The following is a 16,397-nucleotide window of genomic DNA, read 5'->3' on the forward strand; positions in this document are numbered from 1 at the left end:
CCCATGTCGACGGATGACTTCCTCCGGCTGGACCTGCAGCTGTGCTTCCCGCTCTACGCGGCGTCGCGAGCGATGGTGCAGGCCTACACGCCGCTCCTGGCGAAGCTGGGGCTCACCTATCCGCAGTACCTGGTGATGCTGGTGCTCTGGGAGACGGACGGGGTGTCCGTGAAGGAGCTGGGGGAGAAGCTGTACCTGGACTCGGGGACGCTCACGCCGCTGCTCAAGCGTCTGGAGACGCTGGGCTTCGTGCGCCGCGAGCGCTCCAAGGAGGACGCGCGGTCGGTGACGGTGTCGCTCACCGCGCAGGGAAAGGCCCTGCGCCGCAAGGCCGCGTCCATCCCCGAGGCCATCGTCTGCCGCACCGGCCTGACGCTGGAGGAGCTGGCGCGGCTGCGCCGGGACATCCAGCGGTTGTTCGAGAAGGTTTCCTCACGCAGCGCTTGAAGACACACGCCGTTCCTCCACTCACGCAAAGGAGCAACACCATGGCCCCGGTCCAGATCTCCCCGCTCTACTCCACCACCGCCATCACGCACGGCGGCCGCAACGGCAAGCTGCTGCTCGACAACAGCCCGCTGAACGGCCTGGAGCTGGCCATGCCGAAGCAGCTGGGCGGCTCCGGCAAGGAGACGGCCACCAACCCCGAGCAGCTCTTCGCCGCGGGCTTCTCCTCCTGCTTCGAGAGCGCGCTGCGCCTGGTGGCGGGCAAGGCCGGCAAGAAGCTGGATGAGAAGGCCGGCGTGAAGGCCGCCGTCACCATCGGCAAGACGCCCGAGGGCGGCTTCGGCCTGGCGGTGGAGCTCACGGGCATCCTCCCCGGCGTCCCCCGCGAGGAGGCGCAGAAGCTGATGGAGGCGGCCCACCAGGTGTGCCCGTACTCCAACGCCACGCGCGGCAACATCGAAGTGAAGATCTCCGTCGCGGAGTAGTCCTTCACGCCCCCGGGCTCTCCCTGGAGGGAGGGCCCGGCAGGAGCGCCAGCAGGTTGTTCTGGATGTTCTGGCAGATGGTGTCGAGCGGCAGGTCGTTGTCGTCCGTGCCGAACGGGTCTTCAATCTCGACGCCAATCTCCTCGATGCCAAAGAACACATACGCGACCACGAACGTGGCCACGACTGTCACCCAGCCAAAAGTCTCCACCAGCGCGAAGGGCAGGGTGAAGCAGTAGAGGATGAGCGCGCGGCGCAGGTGCACCATGTACGCGAAGGGCATGGGCGTGCGGTGGATGCGCTCACAACCTCCCAGGTAGTCGACGAGCAGTTGGACGTTCTGGTCCAGCTGCATCTGGACGTACTCCGGATACAGCCCCTGCCGGCGGCCTTCATCCAGCACGCCGGTCATCCGGCGGGCCACGGCGAGCGGCACGTGCTGGGCCTTGAGCGCGTCCGTCACCTCCCCGGAGGGCAGGGTGTCCGTGTGGGGGCCCAGGTGCCGCTGCTGGCCGCGCAGCCACGCGGCGGTGGCGAAGGGGAACGCCGCCGTCCAGTACACCAGCGTGGCCTGGTGCGGTGTCCTGCCCAGGAAGGGCTCCGCCGCGCGGATGAGGTTTCGCGTCTCGTTGACGATGCCGCCCCACAGCTTCCGGCCCTCCCAGAAGCGGTCATAGGAGGCGTTGGTGCGGAACACGAGCAGGAGGCTCAGCGAGATGCCCGCCAGCGTGTGCACCGTGGGGGGCGAGCCCACGTCGTGCACGTGGAGGTGGAAGCCCACCACGGCCGCGGACCAGACGACGCACACCATCACGCGGCCGACGATCTCCTTCACCATCGAACCGCGCAGGTAGTGGAAGTAGCTCCACCAGCGATGCGGGTCATACTCAACCATGTGGGGGTCTTCCTCCGGGAACGGGGGGGCGCATGCTAACCGCACCGCGACGCGTCGCGAGCGTCGCATTGCGGGATTGCGGATGCCTGACTTTCCGGGTGATGGCCCGGCGTCGGGGGCTTCAGCTATGCATGAGGACGGTCCGTTTCCTTCCTCGTTCTGGAGGCGTCCTCCATGCGCCGTCACCTCACGCCCCTGCTGATGTTCCTCGCCGCCACCGCGAGCGGTTGCAGCTTCCTGCGCACGGACACGCTGCTGGACACGGTCAACGCGCCGGACTCGCCAGCGCCCAAGGACCTGCCCATCCGGGTGCCCGCGGTGGAGCGCGTGGCGGGGCTGACGCGCGCGCAGTTGATGGACTCCTATCTGGACCCCGCGCGCGCGGGCGCGTGGATGGAGGCGCTGGGCGCATCTCCCGAGGCCGTGCTGGACATGACGGGGTGTCTGGTCAAGCACGCGGGCAACGACACGGCCTCCTGTTATGAGAACGCGGAGCGCATGGGCTACGTGGACCGCACGGTGAAGGCGTCCGCGTGGAGCGTGCCCCTGCCGGTGCAGTCCTTCTCCGTGGCGGCGCCGTCCGACGAGGAGGTGGACGCGCAGCGCTTCCTGTCGAACGCGATGGGGATTGGCCCGTCGCTCGCGGCGCTGCAGCAGTCGCTGGAGGTGCCGCTGTCGCGCGACGTGCTGGCGCAGGGCATCCAGCGGGGCGCGGCGTCCGCGGCCGCGTACGTGCGCGCTCGTTCGTGGAAGCGGGACCTGAAGCGGCCCAGCACCGCGGTGGTGCTGAGCGGCGGCGGGGCCAACGGCGCGTTCAGCGCGGGGGCCATGTGGCGGCTGTTGGGCATCCTGGAGCAGTGCCGGGGCAAGCCCGCGCCGGAGGGCTGCGGGGACGCACGCATCGACCTGGCGGCGGGCACCAGCACGGGCGCGCTCATCAGCACGCTGGTGGACCTGTTCCACACGCCGGGCCAGGAGGCGAACGCGCGGCGGCTGTTGATGGGCAACTACACGTGCACGGTGGAGTCGGACCTGTACTGCGTGAACTCCACGTGGCTGTGGAACCTGGCGGACGACACGCGGGGGCTGGTGAAGTTCGACGGCATCTACAAGAAGCTGGATGCGTTCATCAAAGACGAGCAGCTGCACAACGGCACGGAGCTGGTGTCGGTGTCGGTGGACTTCCAGACGGGCGACGTGTTCAGCGTGAGCGACCAGGACCCGGCGGACTTCAAGCCGGGCGCGACGGACAAGCAGCGCCGGGGCGGGATGACGAACGCCATCGTGGCGTCCATCGCGGAGCCGGTGCTGTCGAACCCCGTGGGCCGGCTGCCGTCGGCGGCGGGGGACCGCACGGGGACGTACTACGACGGCGGCGTGCGCTCGGGGCTGCCGCTGCTGCAGGCGGTGCAGCGCGGGGCGGAGCGCGTGCTGGTGATTTCGACGGGGGGCGTGAACCCGTCTCCCGCGACGGATCCGAAGAACGCGGTGAGCGTGCTGATGCGCACCATTGATTTGTTCGTGGCGCAGCCGCGCGTGGGCGAGGTGCAGCAGGCGGAGCTGCTCGCGGTGGCGCGCCGGCTGGGCGAGTACAACGTCTGCGTGCTGCGCGGCGCGACGGAGGACTTCTGCCGCCGCAAGGGCCTGGGCTTCCAGCCGCGCACGGTGGGGCCGGGGGCGGGGCAGGCGGTGTGGATGGGCTCCGCGCGCTTCGACCAGGTGGCGTCCAGCTGGCGCAGCGCGTGGATGTTCAAGCCGGAGACGGGGCTGGCGACGGCGAGCGGCTACTCCTTCACGCCGGAGGTGATGCAGCCGCTCTTCGTGGCGGGCGTGGAGTCCATGCAGAAGCGCTGCGCGGAGGTGCTGTCCCTGTTCGACATCCAGGGCACGCTGGCGGCGAACGAGTGCGCGCGCCAGCTGGTGGAGGTGGCGGACGAGGCGCGAGCGGCGCTCCCGTCCGCGGCGCAGTGCCGCGAGGACAAGCCGGAGCGCCGCACGTGTGAAGACTGACGCGGGCTACCGGCCCCCGTCGATGACCCACTTGCCCCAGCCGGTGAGCGCGGTGCCGTCCTCGGGCACGCGCTTGCCCTTGGGGGGCGCGCGGTAGACGGCGTCCGCGAGCGGCATGAAGCGGGCCTCGTCCGCGAGCCCGTTGAGCGCGGCGCCCCAAGGTTCGGCGGCGTAGGTGGTGACCTGGACGCGGCGCTCGGCGCCTTCGCCCGAGGGCGCTTCGAAGACGAGGGCGGGGACGGGGTGCTGGGCGACGGTGAAGGTCTCCCGGCGCGGGGGCGCGAAGCCCGCGGCGATGGGGGGCCACTGCTGCGGCTGGCTGACGGCCTCGCTGACGGCGGCGAGCAGGGCCTCCTCCAGGGGCGTGGTCTCCGCGTCGCGCAGGTCCGCGCACGGGGCCTCTCCGGAGGGGCCGGTCAGCTCCTTGCGCAGCACGAAGCCGCGCTCGGCGCCCAGGCAGACGCGGCGCACGGAGGACGTGCCGGAGACGTCCTGGCGCACGTCGTACCAGGTGCCCGGGCCCCAGGGCCGGTCGAGCACGGGCACGGTGCCCGGAGCCTCCGTGCCCTGGCGGAAGGACACGAGCGTGAGCTGCTGGCTGCCGCTGGCGCCGAAGCCGGAGAGCGTGGTGCTGGCGTCGAGCAGGCCGTGGGTGAGGTACAGCGGGCCGGGCTCATTGGCGTAGAGGCGGTTCTGGAGGGGGCCGTCGCTGGGGCGGCGGTCGTCGAGGAAGCGGCGGGCGTCCCAGGAGCGGCCGGCGGCGGTGGTCTGTTCGGTGGAGCGCTGGCCGCGGTGTTCCTCCTTCCAGGGCTGGGTTTCTTCCATGCGCATGGGCAGCACGCGGGGCTGGGAGAGGCGCGGGTGGGGCAGCGGCCTGCCCTGATCATCCGTGAAGGTGACGGTGAGCCAGGCCCACGGCGCCTGGACGGCGACGACCTCCAGCGAGACATGACCGGCCACGCCCACGCCGGAGTCCGCGCCGGGGCGGCCCCGGTGGGCGGAGAAGGCGTACTCCACGCGGTCGCCCACGCGGGCGCGCTGCCACGGCGAGGGCGTGGCGTCCGTGGCGGGGGCTCCGGCGTCCGGCACGGAGGCTTCAATGGGGACGGAGGCGTCGGGCGGTTCGGTGGCGGTGGTGCCGTCCGCGGGGGAGACGGCGCGGGGCTTCATGCTTTCGCAGCCGGTGCCCAAGAGGAGCGCGGAGCACAGCAGGAGGGGAGCGCGGAGGAGGGGGCGTCGCATGGGGCCGCTAGATACACGGAGCGCCGAGCGGATCCGCGTGGACGGTTGCCGCTTGCGCGGCGTCAACGTGCGCTGGTCGACAGGGCAGGATGCGCCGGGTTCTGCCCCAGGAGATCTCCCCACGAACCGAACGCCCGGCAGCCCGGTTCCATCAAATCGAAGGGTTTGGTTGACACTCGAATTGCGAGCGTCAATATTATCACCAGGAGATGGTGATTATTTCTGGTGCGCATCCAGAACTGCGTCCCTGGCGCAAACTGAGCGTCGAGGAGATCGCTGCGCTCTCGGAGGTTTCGCCCCGGCGTGTCTGGCAGGAACTGGAGGAGGGCATCCTGCCTGGCCGTACAAAAGGCCGGACCCGCCACAGCTTCGGGCCACGGGACGTCTTCTACTTCCGCCTCGTGCGGCACCTGGAGAAGGCGCTGACGCTGACCCAAAGCGTGCGTCGTGAGCTCCACGAAGCGATCTACCGAGTTCATGAGCATCCATCGTCTTGGTTGAAGACCGACACGGGTTGGGAGCTCACGCCCGTCCAGGCGAGCTTCGACGCGCGGCAGCCATTTGCTGAATCGGTGAAGAAGGTGCGCCTGTTCATCCACGGCAAGCGGCGCATCGAGTCACGTCCGGACATCCTGGGCGGTGAGCCTGTCTTCAAGGGCACGCGCATCGCGGTCCGGCACGTGGGAGACCTGCTGTTGAAGGGAGTTCCGCGTGCGGAGGTCCAGGAGGACTTTCCCCGCCTGGATGACGAAGACCTCACCTTCGCGACGCTCTTCGCGCAGCTTCCCCGACCACCGGGGCGCCCGCGCAAAGCACTCGTGCTTCGTCGAGAGGGCGCTTAGTCTGCCTTTCGATGAAGTTGTTGATGGATGAAAACCTTTCTCCCAGGCTTGCTGGGCGTCTCCATGCCAAGGGCGTGGAAGCCTCGCAAATCGTCCATCTGGGGAAGGCAAGCATGACGGACCCTGAGGTCTGGCGTCTGGCATTCGAGCACAGCGAAGTGGTCGTTAGGGCCCGCTCAGAAATTAGTTAGCCGATTTTCGCGCTCCGAGGCCGATTTTCCGGGGGTGAGAACGCCTCTCATGGCTAAGTAATTTGTGAGCGGGCCCTAACCGCCCGATCCTCGACGCACTGACGCCTGTTGCCGGCGATCGTCGGAAAGGTTTTCCTCGCGGGCGGTATTCACCGCAGCACGATCGAAGGGCTACCACCAGAGCTGCCACTCGAACAGAGCTGCCACTCGAATCACTCAACAGAAGCGCATTAGGACCTACGGCTGGGCTCCGCGAGCGAGTCTCGCTACTCCAGTCTTGACGGCCAACCCGGCACCTTGCGAAGTTATGATCCAACTATGCCGCTCCTGAAATCCCCGCCGGACCTGCTCACGCAGGCGCTTAATCGGTTTAGAGAAGAGCGCGTTGCTCGAGTACCAAAAGAGGAGACTTGCCTACGTCACAATGGTTCTACGCTCAACTTGCCCCAGATAACTGACGGACCAAGGCGAACGATATTCCTATCCTCAAGCGGCACCGACGTGGACAGGATAAGAGACGAGATTAGAGCCAACCGCCCGCCAAGCTTCGATGATCCAGGCTTGTTAGAGATTACCCTCGCAATCGACGGAATCCCCGTCGGCGAGGGTCCCGTCGTGGTCGAGCGCGGGATTCGTGCAGTTTCCCTTCATGAAGGAATCGCCCAGATGATCGGGCTTCCAAACGGATGGGTCGAGTCACAGAAGCGTTTGATCGAGCAGGCGCTTCGACTCCTCTATTTGGGCGGCCAGTATCAGGTCGTACCTCTACGAGCTTCGCTAGACGAGGGGGACGAACCGGACGTACGGGACATAATGGGTCTTCACCTCGGACTGGCCGGGGGCTCACCGAGGCGCCTCCTTTACCTCCGCGCGGAGGCGGGCAAAGGAAAGAGCACAATACTAGCTGATTTCGCGCGATGTAATATTGGGCGCGAGTCATCACCGTTGCCGCTCTACATCCCGCTTCGTGAGCTTCAACGAGGCGGGATTTCTTGGGAGTCGCTCGCGGCTTCGCTCGGGCTCGCCGGTTCAGCGCCGGACGCATTCCGGTGTGCGGCGCGAGCTGGATTGGTTGCGCTCCTACTCGATGGACTTGACGAGGTCGCGGGCCGATACGATCCCAACGTCGTCTCTGAGGTGATACAGCTACTTCAGAAGACGATTGCAACACCGCACGCGCGGATCGCTCTTTCGGGCCGCACGACTGAGGCGTTTCTGCTCGACAAGGAGAAATCACTCCAGATCGGACTCGAACTCCCAGACGTTGAAAGCAGAGATTTCAAGCGCTACGCCGAGACCGTCACAAACATCATCGTTCCAGAGTGGCCCAGAATTGCGAGCAGGCTTCCTGACGCAAGTTACGACTCACTAACACTGGGTGACGAACCTCCATCCGAATCCGAGCGGAATGCGATAGTCACCTGGATTCAGCGGGTGTTCTCGGAGTTCGGAAAAGACCGCTCTCTGTTCTTTGTTCAGAGCCTTGCCTGCCTTGCGCGAACACACCAGCTCTCTGGAAACCGGCCGCTCGTCATCAACAGCAACGTCAATACAGATGTCTCGATTTACGACATTTGCCTGCTTGCGGCTTCGCTAGCTTGTTGTCGGGAGCAGGACAAGATAGAAGCGATAGCGAGAGATAAATTCGACGCCTCGCGTCAGCTTAAGTTGCTCACATACTTTGCCCTCCTCGCCTCGGCTGATGCGAACTTGTCACTAAGGCTCTCTCGACCGAATGCGGCAGCGCAGAGTGTTTTTGATATCGATCCAGTAAACGAGAACGAAGAATTCACGGCGGTTTTGCGTCAGATGCAGAAGCACGCGCTTCTGTTTGCGTCTCGGGACGGCCTGACTACGGGCGATTGGAAACCTGCGTTTCTTAGCGATTGGATTCGCTCGGTCTTGCTCGTCCGTGCTTGGCAGAGCGAGACGGATGGGCTCGGAGGCGCGAGTCGGGAAACACTGGAACGGGTAGTGCTCCAAGCGCGTCGGGCTGGTCTCGCATTCGGCTCCATTTTTCCGGATCTACCAATCGAGGAGAGGACGGCTACTCTCGCCGAACTGTCGGTTAAGCTGGCGTCCGCAGCGAATGAAGGCTCTCCTGAAGCATGCGCGAATTATTGGCATCTGATCGTTGGCGCAAAAGACCAAGATCGAAGCACCGTTCAGGCGCGTCCAGCCAATATCGTCGATCTGACGGATCTCAGCGAACTTGAAGTGGAAGGACTGCAACTCGATGAGCATTTTTCAGCAAACCTCGCCTTTTTTGTTGCATCCAAATTCACAAGTTGCAGCATCGCTGGCGCCACGTTCAGTTCATGCGACTTCTCTGGCGCAATATTCTCGGGTTGCACCCTGACGAACGTGTGCTTTGCGCACTGCGATGGCCCCTTGTTTTTTGTTGATTGCGACTTCTTTGGGTGTTCATTCGAAGACTTGCGCACAAGCCATCTTCCCGCTGTTTTGTTTGTGAACTGCACGTTCAATGGCGGAAAGATCTCCCAAAATTCACATCCAAGCTCTCCCAGTGCCTACGGAAGTGCGATCGAATTCTACGACTGCATCACCACATCGTCGCCTGCTGAGTTTCTTTGCGGAGAGTGGCTTGGTATCGACGTCAATCAAGTGGATGGGCTCATCCATGCTGAAGATCGCACTCGCGGCTCTCCTGCTGAGGAGTGCTTGCGGCGGCTTCTTAGACCGTTCTTCCCGTCGCGCGTAGGTAGTAGAGGAGAGATTCAGGCTCGTCGATACATCCGCCTCTCAGCTATTGGACGAGGCGTCTTCCCAAACGGATCGCCGGACTCATCCAGGCTTCAAGAAGCACTTCTCTCGGTCGGCTTCACCCCAGGCGGGCGGAGTGATCATCTTTACGCGCCTTGGAGCGGAGTCGCAGGCGCAAGTGAAGCTGGATTCGCTTTGAGGAATGAAATGATCGCGTTCATTCGTACCGGGAAGCGTTCTCCGAAGATCGATTCGCTACTCCAGCGGATCGACCGCGATTCTGAGTGGTGATAGCTAGGAGCGTGTCGGGGTAAGGGCCCGCTCAGAAATTAGTTAGCCGATTTTCGCGCTCCGAGGCTGATTTTTCCGGGGGTGATAGCGCCTCTCATGGCTAAGTAATTTGTGAGCGGGCCCTTACCACCAACGTGGGAGACTTCATCGTGCTCGCACGGGATTGCGAGCTTCACGCGGGCATCATTGCCTTTCGTGTCGCTGGACTCAGTGCCGAAGAGCAATGGCAGCACCTGGAACCTGTCGTGAACCATGTCCTCGGACAGTAGTTGGATCTCACCAACAAGCTGGTCGAGGTCTGGGCCGTGGGTGACTTCGACGTGAGCGACCTGCCGGTGCCTTGAGCGGGCATCAAGTACAGTGGGCCCTCTCACTTCCGGAGCCAAAGCGCATGCCTTCGCCCCTGTCCATCCGCCGTGTCGTCCTCTACAAGCACGGCGTCGGCTACTTCGAGCGCCGGGGGAAGGTGACCGGCAGCGAGACCGCGCACCTGGACTTCAAGGCGCGCGACATGAACGACGTGCTCAAGTCCATGACCGTGCTGGACTTGAACGGCGGCTCCGTGTCCGCCGTGAGCTACGACTCCACCAAGCCCCTGGAACAGCTCCTCTCCGAAGCCACCATCCGCATCCCCGAACACGGCAGCCTCACCGCGCTGCTCGGTCAGGTGAAGGGCGCCCGCGTTCGTGCCCGCGTCGGCGGTGCTCAGGTCGAAGGCGCCATCGTCGGCCTGGAGTCCCTGCCCGTCGTCCAGGGCGAGGCCAGCGTCGTGCGCCCCTTCCTCACGCTGCTCGTCGGCGCGTCGCTGCGCACCTTCGACGTGCTGGAGCTGGGCGAGCTGGAGTTCCTCGACGAGGCCGTGCGCAAGGACCTGGAGTTCTACCTGGCCACCGTCATGTCCTCGTACAAGAAGGACTCCAAGCGGCTGTCCATCCTCACCGCGGGAGAGGGCTCGCGCGAGCTGTACGTCAGCTACGTGCTGGAATCCCCCGTGTGGAAGACCAGCTACCGCATCCTCCTGGACGAGGGAAAGCCGCCCCTCCTCCAGGGCTGGGCCATGGTGGACAACACCGGTGACGAGGACTGGGTGGACGTGGAGCTGTCCCTCATCGCCGGCCTGCCCGTGTCCTTCGTCCACGACCTCTACAACCCCCGCTACCTGCGCCGCCCCATCGTGGAGGTGCGCTCGGAGACCGGCGTCGCGCCCGTCATCCCCCAGGAGGCCCACGAGAGCTTCGCCGAGCCCCTGATGGAGACGGACGACGAGGGCTCCTTCGGCTCCGCCGACATGGCGCCCTCCGCCAGCGTCATGCCCGCCATGGCCGCGCCCGCGCCCGCCCCCCGCATGCGCGCCAAGGGCGGACCCATGATTGGCGGCAGCGGACGCGGCATGCGCGAGACGCTGGAGCAGAGCACCGCCGTGACGACGCTGACCAAGGAGGTCGGCGACCTCTTCGAGTACGGCGTGGACCGCCCCGTCACCGTGCACCGCAACCAGAGCGCGCTCGTGCCCATCCTGCAGCGCCCCTTCGAGGGCCGCCGCGTGCTGCTCTACAACCGCGCCACCCGTGAGAAGAACCCGATGGCCTGCATCGAGTTCAAGAACACCACCGGCCTCACGCTGGAGGGCGGCCCCGTCACCATCACCGAGGAAGAGACCTACGTCGGTGAGGCGATGCTCGACACCCTCAAGCCGGACGACACGCGCTTCGTCCCCTACGCCGTCGAGCTGTCCTGCGTCATGTCCGTGGAGGAGGACCAGGAGGAGGGCCCGGTGTTCCGCGCGCGCCTCAACCGGGGCACCCTGGTGGTGGAGTTCTTCCACCAGCGCCGCACGAAAATCCTCGCGCGCAACAAGGCGAAGCGTCCCCAGGTGCTCTTCGTGGAGCACCCGCGCACCGGCTGGGAGCTGAAGGACACGGCCGCCCCCGCGGAGACCACGGACGGCTTCTGGCGCTTCAAGCGCGAGCTGGCCCCGGGCACCTCCGACACGCTCGTCATCACCGAGCGCACCCGGGGCCACCGCCAGTACTACCTGGGCAACCTGGGGCTGGAGGAGGTGACGTTCTTCCTCGACTCGCGCTTCATCGACCCGCGCGTCGCCCAGGCCCTGCGCGACGTGGTGGCCATGCGCGAGAAGCAGTCGAGCGTCACCCGCGAACTCCAGCGCCTCAACGAGGAGCGCGCCCAGCTCTTCAAGGACCAGGAGCGGATCCGCTCCAACATCGACTCGCTCAAGAGCGGCGCGTCCCAGCGTGAGCTGGTGGAGCGCTTCGTCACCAAGCTCAACGCGCAGGAGGACCGGCTGGAGAGCATCGGCCGGGAGCTGGAGCGACTCGAAGAGGAGCGCACCCGCCTTCAGGCGGAGACGAACCAGCGCATCGAGTCGCTCTCCTACGAAGCGGACCTGTAGCTACTGCGCGTCCGCGCGGAACACCTCGCGGCCCGCGACCACCGTCAGCTGGACCTGCCCGGTGAGCAGGTCCGCCGGGGGCGCGTCCACCGGATCCACCGACAGCGCCACGAAGTCCGCGTCCATGCCGGGCTTCAGCTGGCCGCGCTGCGCTTCCGCGAAGGACGCCCAGGCCGCGCCCACGGTGAAGCCCTCCAGCGCCTCCTGGCCGCTCAGGCGCTGATCCGGCTGCCACCCGCCCGGAGGCTGGCCGCTCGGGTCCTGCCGCGTGCGCGCCGCGTACAGCCCCGCGAGCACGTCGGGCCGCTCCACCGGGAAGTCGCTGCCCAGCGCCAGCACGGCGCCCGCGGCCTTCAGCTTCTGCCACGCATAGGCGCCCTGGATGCGCTCCGGGCCCACGCGCTTCTCCGCCCAGGGCATGTCGCTGGTGGCGTGCGTGGGCTGCACGCTCGCGACGAAGCCGTTCGCGCCCAGCCGGGTGATGTCCTCGGCCGTCATGATCTGCGCGTGCTCCACGCGGGGGCGCGCGTCCTTCGTCCCCGTGGCCGCCAATTCACGCAGCACCGTGTCCAGCACCAGCGTGTTGGCGCGGTCGCCAATCGCATGCGTCGCCACCTGGAAGCCCCTGCCCACGAAGGCGTGCACGCGCGAGGCGTACTCCTCCGGGGAGAGCAGCAGCAGGCCGCGGTGGCCGGGCTCGTCGCTGTAGGCCGCGCCCAGCGCCGCGCCCCGGCTGCCCAGCGCGCCGTCCAGGAGGAGCTTCACCGCGCGCATCGTCAGGAGCTTCCCCTGGAAGGGGCCGTCCTTGAGGTACTGCACGTGCTCGTCCGTCTGGCCATCCGCCATGGCGTAGACGCGCAGGGGCAGGGTGCCCGCCTTGTCCCAGGCCTGGAGCAGGCGGAAGGTCCGCAGGTCCATGCCGGCGTCGTGCACGCCGGTGAGCCCCACGCGCGCGCAGTGCTCCAGCGCGGCGTGCATGCGCGCCTCGTGCTGCTCACGCGTGGGCGGGGGCAGCACCTTCATGACCAGGTCCATGGCGTTGTCGATGAGCACGCCGCTGGGGTCACCCTCCGGCAGGCGCACGATGGTGCCGCCCGCCGGGTCCTTCGTGTCGCGGGTGATGTTCGCGCGCTTGAGCGCCGCGCCGTTGAGCCACAGCGCGTGCCCGTCGATGCGCCACATCGCCACGGGCGTGTCCTTCAGGTGCTCGCCCATGTCGAAGAGGGTGGGGAAGCGCTGCGTGTCCCAGTCGTTCTGGTCCCAGCCCTGACCCACCAGCCAGTCGCCCTGGTACGCGGTGGCCGGCGCCTTCTCCAGCCGCTGGCGCACCTCCGCCAGCGACGTGGTGCCCTCCAGCCGCACGCTCGCGAGCGCCTGGCCCAGCCCGGCCAGGTGCCCGTGCGCGTCCGTGAGGCCCGGGACCACCGTCGCGTCGCCCAGCTCCACCACGCGCGCGGTGGTCCCCGCTGCGGCGAGCGCCTCCTCGCGCGTGCCCACGGCCAGCACCTTGCCGTCCTTCACGGCCAGGGCCTGGACCTCTGGCTTCGCCGCATCCAGCGTGCGGATGCGTTTGGCCACGTACACCGTGGGCGCGTTCGCGACCGCCTGCTCCGCGGTCGTTCCCTCCGGCACCCGCCGCGAACAGCCCGCGCCCGCCGACAGCACCAGCGCTCCCAGCATCCAACCGAGACGTCCTCGCATCATCCGCGCACCCGCCGTGATGGTTCGCCCGGGCAGGTCCTCCCGGGGCTTCGCGCGCGGCACTCTGACGCACGCCTCGCGCGACGGCCAGTCCCGCGACTAATGCCCCACGCGCAGCGTGTATGTGTAGTCCACCGGCACGCCGAAGGGCGCCAGGGCCTGCACGCGCACCACGTGCTCCCCCGGGCTCAGCTGGAGCATCAGCCACCACCCGTCCGTCACGCCGCGCTGCTCGCCTCCAATGAGGCACGGGTCCGGAATCCTCCCCACGAGGCTGGGGTCCGCGTCGAAGGTGAACAGGCCGCTGGTGTGGCGGTGGCGGCGGGTGTCCACGCGCTTTCCATCCACGGTGACCACCAGGTCCTGCGTGCCGTCGTTGAAGTCGAGCGCGCCCTGGCGCAGGAAGTCCTCCAGCGTCTGGCCCGGCGCCGGTTCGAAGGACGGGTCGGGGCACGGATAGTCATTGATGATGACCCACAGCGGCACCAGCACGGGCCGGTTGCGCGGCACACGGCAGGTGCGCTGGTACGTGGTGTCCAGGTCGTACGTGGGCACGAAGAAGACCGGGCCGTCCTGGTCCTGGCCGCAGTCCTCCTCCAGCCGCAGCATGGGGCTGCGGTCCGCCGGCACGCGGAAGTGCCACCGGTACCACTCCTTCGCCCACGCGGAGATGGGACGTCCGTGCACGCGGGCTCCCGGCGGCAGCACCACCGCGCCCAGCGCCTGCTCGGAAGCCCCTGGCTCCGCGGGCACTTCGTCTGGCATTGCCTCCGGCGCGCAAGCCGTGAGCACCGATACAGCCGATACAACCATGATGTGTTTCAGCATGTGTGGACCCCTCGTTGAGAAGAGGGCTCCAACCTACGGACGCACGGGCGCGCGGGATTGTACGTGCTTGCGCGGCCCATGCCCGGCGTGCGCGGCGGCCCGGTACTCGCCGGGCGTCACGCCCAGGGTGCGCCCGAAGTGCTTGATGAGGTGGCTCTGGTCCGTGAAGCCGGCCGCGAGCGCCACCTCCGCCATGGGCAGCGGCCCCGCCAGCAGCTCCTGCGCGAGCCGCAGCCGCAGCGCCCGCTGGAACACCTGCGGCGTCTGTCCGAACTGACGGTGGAACGCGCGCACCAGGTGCCACGGGCTGAGCCCCGCGACGCGCGCGAGCATCTCCAGGGACAGGTTGCGCGTGGGGTGCGCCTCCAGCAGCTCGCGCGCCCGCTTCACGCCCCGCTCGCACGCGGTGGCCCGGCGCCGGTACAGCAGCCCCGCGTGCCTGCGCAGCAGCGCCACCAGCAACCCCAAGAGCCGCTCCTCGCGCTCCAGCAGGGACACGCCTCCGTCCTTCAGCGCGTCGAAGGTGACGGTGAAGCGCTCCATCAGCGCCGCGTCCTGGAGCATGGGTGACGCGAAGCCGGGCAGGGTGCCCGCGGGCGCTCCTGTCTCCTCCGCCGCGCGGATGAGCAGCGCGGGCGGGACGTAGAGGATGCGGTAGGCCCACCCGATGGTGGAGTCGGCGGCGCGGCCCTCGTGCATCTCACCCGTCGACACGGCGAGGAGGCTGCCCACCGAGGCCAACACCCGCTGCCCCTGGAGGTGCATCGACTGCGCGCCCGCGTCATAGGCAACCAGGGAGAAGACGTCATGCGAGTGTTTCGGAAAGGTCCACTGCGTGTAGGACGCCCGGTGGAGCTCCAGACCGGGCACCTCCGGAGCTACCCAGAAGCCGTCCTCTTGCTTCGTGCGTCGCATCTCCACCCCCCGGGTGGAAGCATAGGGACACGCGGCCCCGGAGGGCGTATGGAACAGCGCGTGAGCACCGTCACCCCTCGCGGCATCTGTTTCGACCTGGACGGCACGCTGGTGGACTCGCTGCCGGACATCATCGACAGCTTCCTCCACGGCTTCACGCACCACGGCCTGCCCGCGCCCTCTATCGCGGAGGTGCGCGCGCTCATCGGCCAGCCGCTGGAGGCCATGTACACGCGCTTCGCTCCGGAGCACGCCGCCTCGCTCTGCGTGGCCTACCGCGAGCACTACCCGCTCAACTTCCACCGGCGCTCCCGGCCCTTCCCCGGCGTGGAGCGCGTGCTGCGCACGCTGCGCGAGCGGGGCTACCTGCTCGCCGTCGCCACCACCAAGCGCGGCGACATGGCCCGGCGCTTCGTGGACGCGATGGGGCTGGGCGGCCTGCTGCACCACGTGCAGGGCACGGACGGCTTCCCGCACAAGCCCGCGCCGGACGTCATCCACCACGCCCTGAAGGCGCTGGGCACCGGCGGCCTGTGGATGGTGGGCGACACCACGCTGGACCTGCGCGCGGGCCGGGCCGCGGGCCTCAAGACCTACGCCGTCACCTGGGGCACGCACGCCCAGGAGGAGCTGGCCACCGCCTCACCGGACGAGCTCCAGCCGGACCTGGAGCGGCTGCTGCACCACCTGCCGCCGCTCGTCTGACAGCGTGGCTCAGTTGGAAGCTCTGTCGAGTCTGGCGAGGAAGTGGCGGGAGTCGAGCACCTCCCCGTCGCGTCACCTCGACCCGCTCAGGGCCAACGGTGCACCACGTGCCCCACCCCTCGATTGGGCGCCTTCACCTTGCCATCCTTGAACTCGGCGACCGCCCCCTCAACGACGAAGCAAATCGGGTAATCGGCCTGCCCCGGGAGTCTCACGCGGTCATACCGCACGACGAGCGCTGGCCCATCCGCACGCCCCATCTTGTCGGAGAGGTAGTACGCCTTGCCGTAGAAGCGTGTTCCAGGAGGGGCGACCGCGTCCTGCTCGGGGTCGTTCCAGCCTTCCGGAATCACTCCCACCACTTCCGAGCCAGCAGTGAACCAGACATTCGTGTACCTATTCTGGCGATCGTCGAGTTGGAGGAGGAAGGTGCCGTTCCACGCCCAGTGGAGCTGCTTCTCCATCGCCTCTGTCGCCCCATCCGGGCAGGTGAAGGACTCGGGCCGGATTTGAGCCCCCGGACAACCCGCCGCCAGCGCCGCGACGAGCGACAACGACGCGCACTCAATGGCGGCGATGGCCTTCTTCGGCATGCGGGGGGGGCGTCCTTGGGACGAGACTTCGGGGGCGCGGGTCTTCAAGGCGGATCCTTCCATCGGAGCAACGGCGATTGACGGCCCCGGGGCTGTCACGGGGGAGGGGCTGGGG

13 protein-coding genes and 1 pseudogene are annotated in these 16,397 nt (G+C 67.5%); 8 read left to right on the top strand and 6 right to left on the bottom strand.

The window, feature by feature from the left end; genetic code table 11:
* Positions 1 to 3 precede the first annotated feature (3 nt).
* Both D7X96_RS28260 and D7X96_RS28265 read left to right on the top strand, forming a co-directional pair.
* Positions 4 to 447, top strand: a complete 444-nt coding sequence (locus D7X96_RS28260) for a MarR family winged helix-turn-helix transcriptional regulator (RefSeq protein WP_121724993.1) — start codon at positions 4 to 6, stop codon at positions 445 to 447.
* A gap of 41 nt (positions 448 to 488) precedes the next feature.
* A complete protein-coding gene (locus D7X96_RS28265) occupies positions 489 to 932 on the top strand; it encodes an organic hydroperoxide resistance protein (RefSeq protein WP_120547308.1) in 444 nt (147 codons plus the stop codon).
* 4 nt (positions 933 to 936) lie between these two features.
* Here D7X96_RS28265 and D7X96_RS28270 read toward each other — a convergent pair whose 3' ends face one another.
* Positions 937 to 1,827 carry a bestrophin family protein gene (locus D7X96_RS28270; protein WP_120547309.1) on the bottom strand — a complete coding sequence of 297 codons (891 nt, stop codon included), beginning with the start codon at positions 1,825 to 1,827 and terminating at the stop codon, positions 937 to 939.
* Between the two features lie 174 nt (positions 1,828 to 2,001).
* Between D7X96_RS28270 and D7X96_RS28275 the strand changes: the two genes are divergently transcribed.
* Positions 2,002 to 3,837: a patatin-like phospholipase family protein gene (locus tag D7X96_RS28275; protein WP_121771172.1), complete on the top strand. Its 1,836-nt coding sequence runs from the start codon at positions 2,002 to 2,004 to the stop codon at positions 3,835 to 3,837.
* A gap of 6 nt (positions 3,838 to 3,843) precedes the next feature.
* Here the strand turns inward: D7X96_RS28275 and D7X96_RS28280 are convergent, their stop codons facing one another.
* A complete protein-coding gene (locus tag D7X96_RS28280) occupies positions 3,844 to 5,079 on the bottom strand; it encodes a DUF6068 family protein (RefSeq protein ID WP_121771173.1) in 1,236 nt (411 codons plus the stop codon).
* A 209-nt stretch (positions 5,080 to 5,288) separates the two neighbouring features.
* Here D7X96_RS28280 and D7X96_RS28285 point away from each other — a divergent pair, with 209 nt between their 5' ends.
* From D7X96_RS28285 to D7X96_RS28295, 4 genes are all read left to right on the top strand, one after another.
* Positions 5,289 to 5,921: a DUF433 domain-containing protein gene (locus tag D7X96_RS28285; RefSeq protein ID WP_121771174.1), complete on the top strand. Its 633-nt coding sequence runs from the start codon at positions 5,289 to 5,291 to the stop codon at positions 5,919 to 5,921.
* 23 nt (positions 5,922 to 5,944) lie between these two features.
* On the top strand, positions 5,945 to 6,112 hold the full coding sequence (locus D7X96_RS41815) for a DUF5615 family PIN-like protein (protein ID WP_158626643.1): 168 nt from the start codon (positions 5,945 to 5,947) through the stop codon (positions 6,110 to 6,112).
* Positions 6,113 to 7,057: 945 nt separating this feature from the next.
* Complete coding sequence (locus tag D7X96_RS28290; RefSeq protein ID WP_158626644.1) at positions 7,058 to 9,127, top strand: pentapeptide repeat-containing protein; 2,070 nt, start codon at positions 7,058 to 7,060, stop codon at positions 9,125 to 9,127.
* Positions 9,128 to 9,518: 391 nt separating this feature from the next.
* Positions 9,519 to 11,540, top strand: coding sequence for a hypothetical protein (locus D7X96_RS28295; RefSeq protein WP_120547314.1), 2,022 nt, complete (start codon positions 9,519 to 9,521; stop codon positions 11,538 to 11,540).
* Here the strand turns inward: D7X96_RS28295 and D7X96_RS28300 are convergent, their stop codons facing one another.
* The 3 genes from D7X96_RS28300 to D7X96_RS28310 form a co-directional block, all read right to left on the bottom strand.
* Complete coding sequence (locus D7X96_RS28300) at positions 11,541 to 13,244, bottom strand: amidohydrolase (RefSeq protein ID WP_370450167.1); 1,704 nt, start codon at positions 13,242 to 13,244, stop codon at positions 11,541 to 11,543.
* Positions 13,245 to 13,340: 96 nt separating this feature from the next.
* Complete coding sequence (locus D7X96_RS28305) at positions 13,341 to 14,069, bottom strand: hypothetical protein (protein ID WP_121771176.1); 729 nt, start codon at positions 14,067 to 14,069, stop codon at positions 13,341 to 13,343.
* Positions 14,070 to 14,102: 33 nt separating this feature from the next.
* On the bottom strand, positions 14,103 to 14,984 hold the full coding sequence (locus D7X96_RS28310; protein WP_120547317.1) for an AraC family transcriptional regulator: 882 nt from the start codon (positions 14,982 to 14,984) through the stop codon (positions 14,103 to 14,105).
* Positions 14,985 to 15,032: 48 nt separating this feature from the next.
* On the opposite strand from D7X96_RS28310, the gene D7X96_RS28315 reads away from it, so the two are divergent.
* On the top strand, positions 15,033 to 15,689 hold the full coding sequence (locus D7X96_RS28315) for an HAD family hydrolase (RefSeq protein WP_370450168.1): 657 nt from the start codon (positions 15,033 to 15,035) through the stop codon (positions 15,687 to 15,689).
* Positions 15,690 to 15,775: 86 nt separating this feature from the next.
* On the opposite strand, the pseudogene D7X96_RS28320 reads toward D7X96_RS28315, so the two are convergent.
* Positions 15,776 to 16,397, bottom strand: a pseudogene (locus D7X96_RS28320) (serine/threonine protein kinase); the annotation flags it as partial.

Source organism: Corallococcus interemptor, from assembly GCF_003668875.1.
Classification (GTDB): Bacteria; Myxococcota; Myxococcia; order Myxococcales; family Myxococcaceae; genus Corallococcus; species Corallococcus interemptor.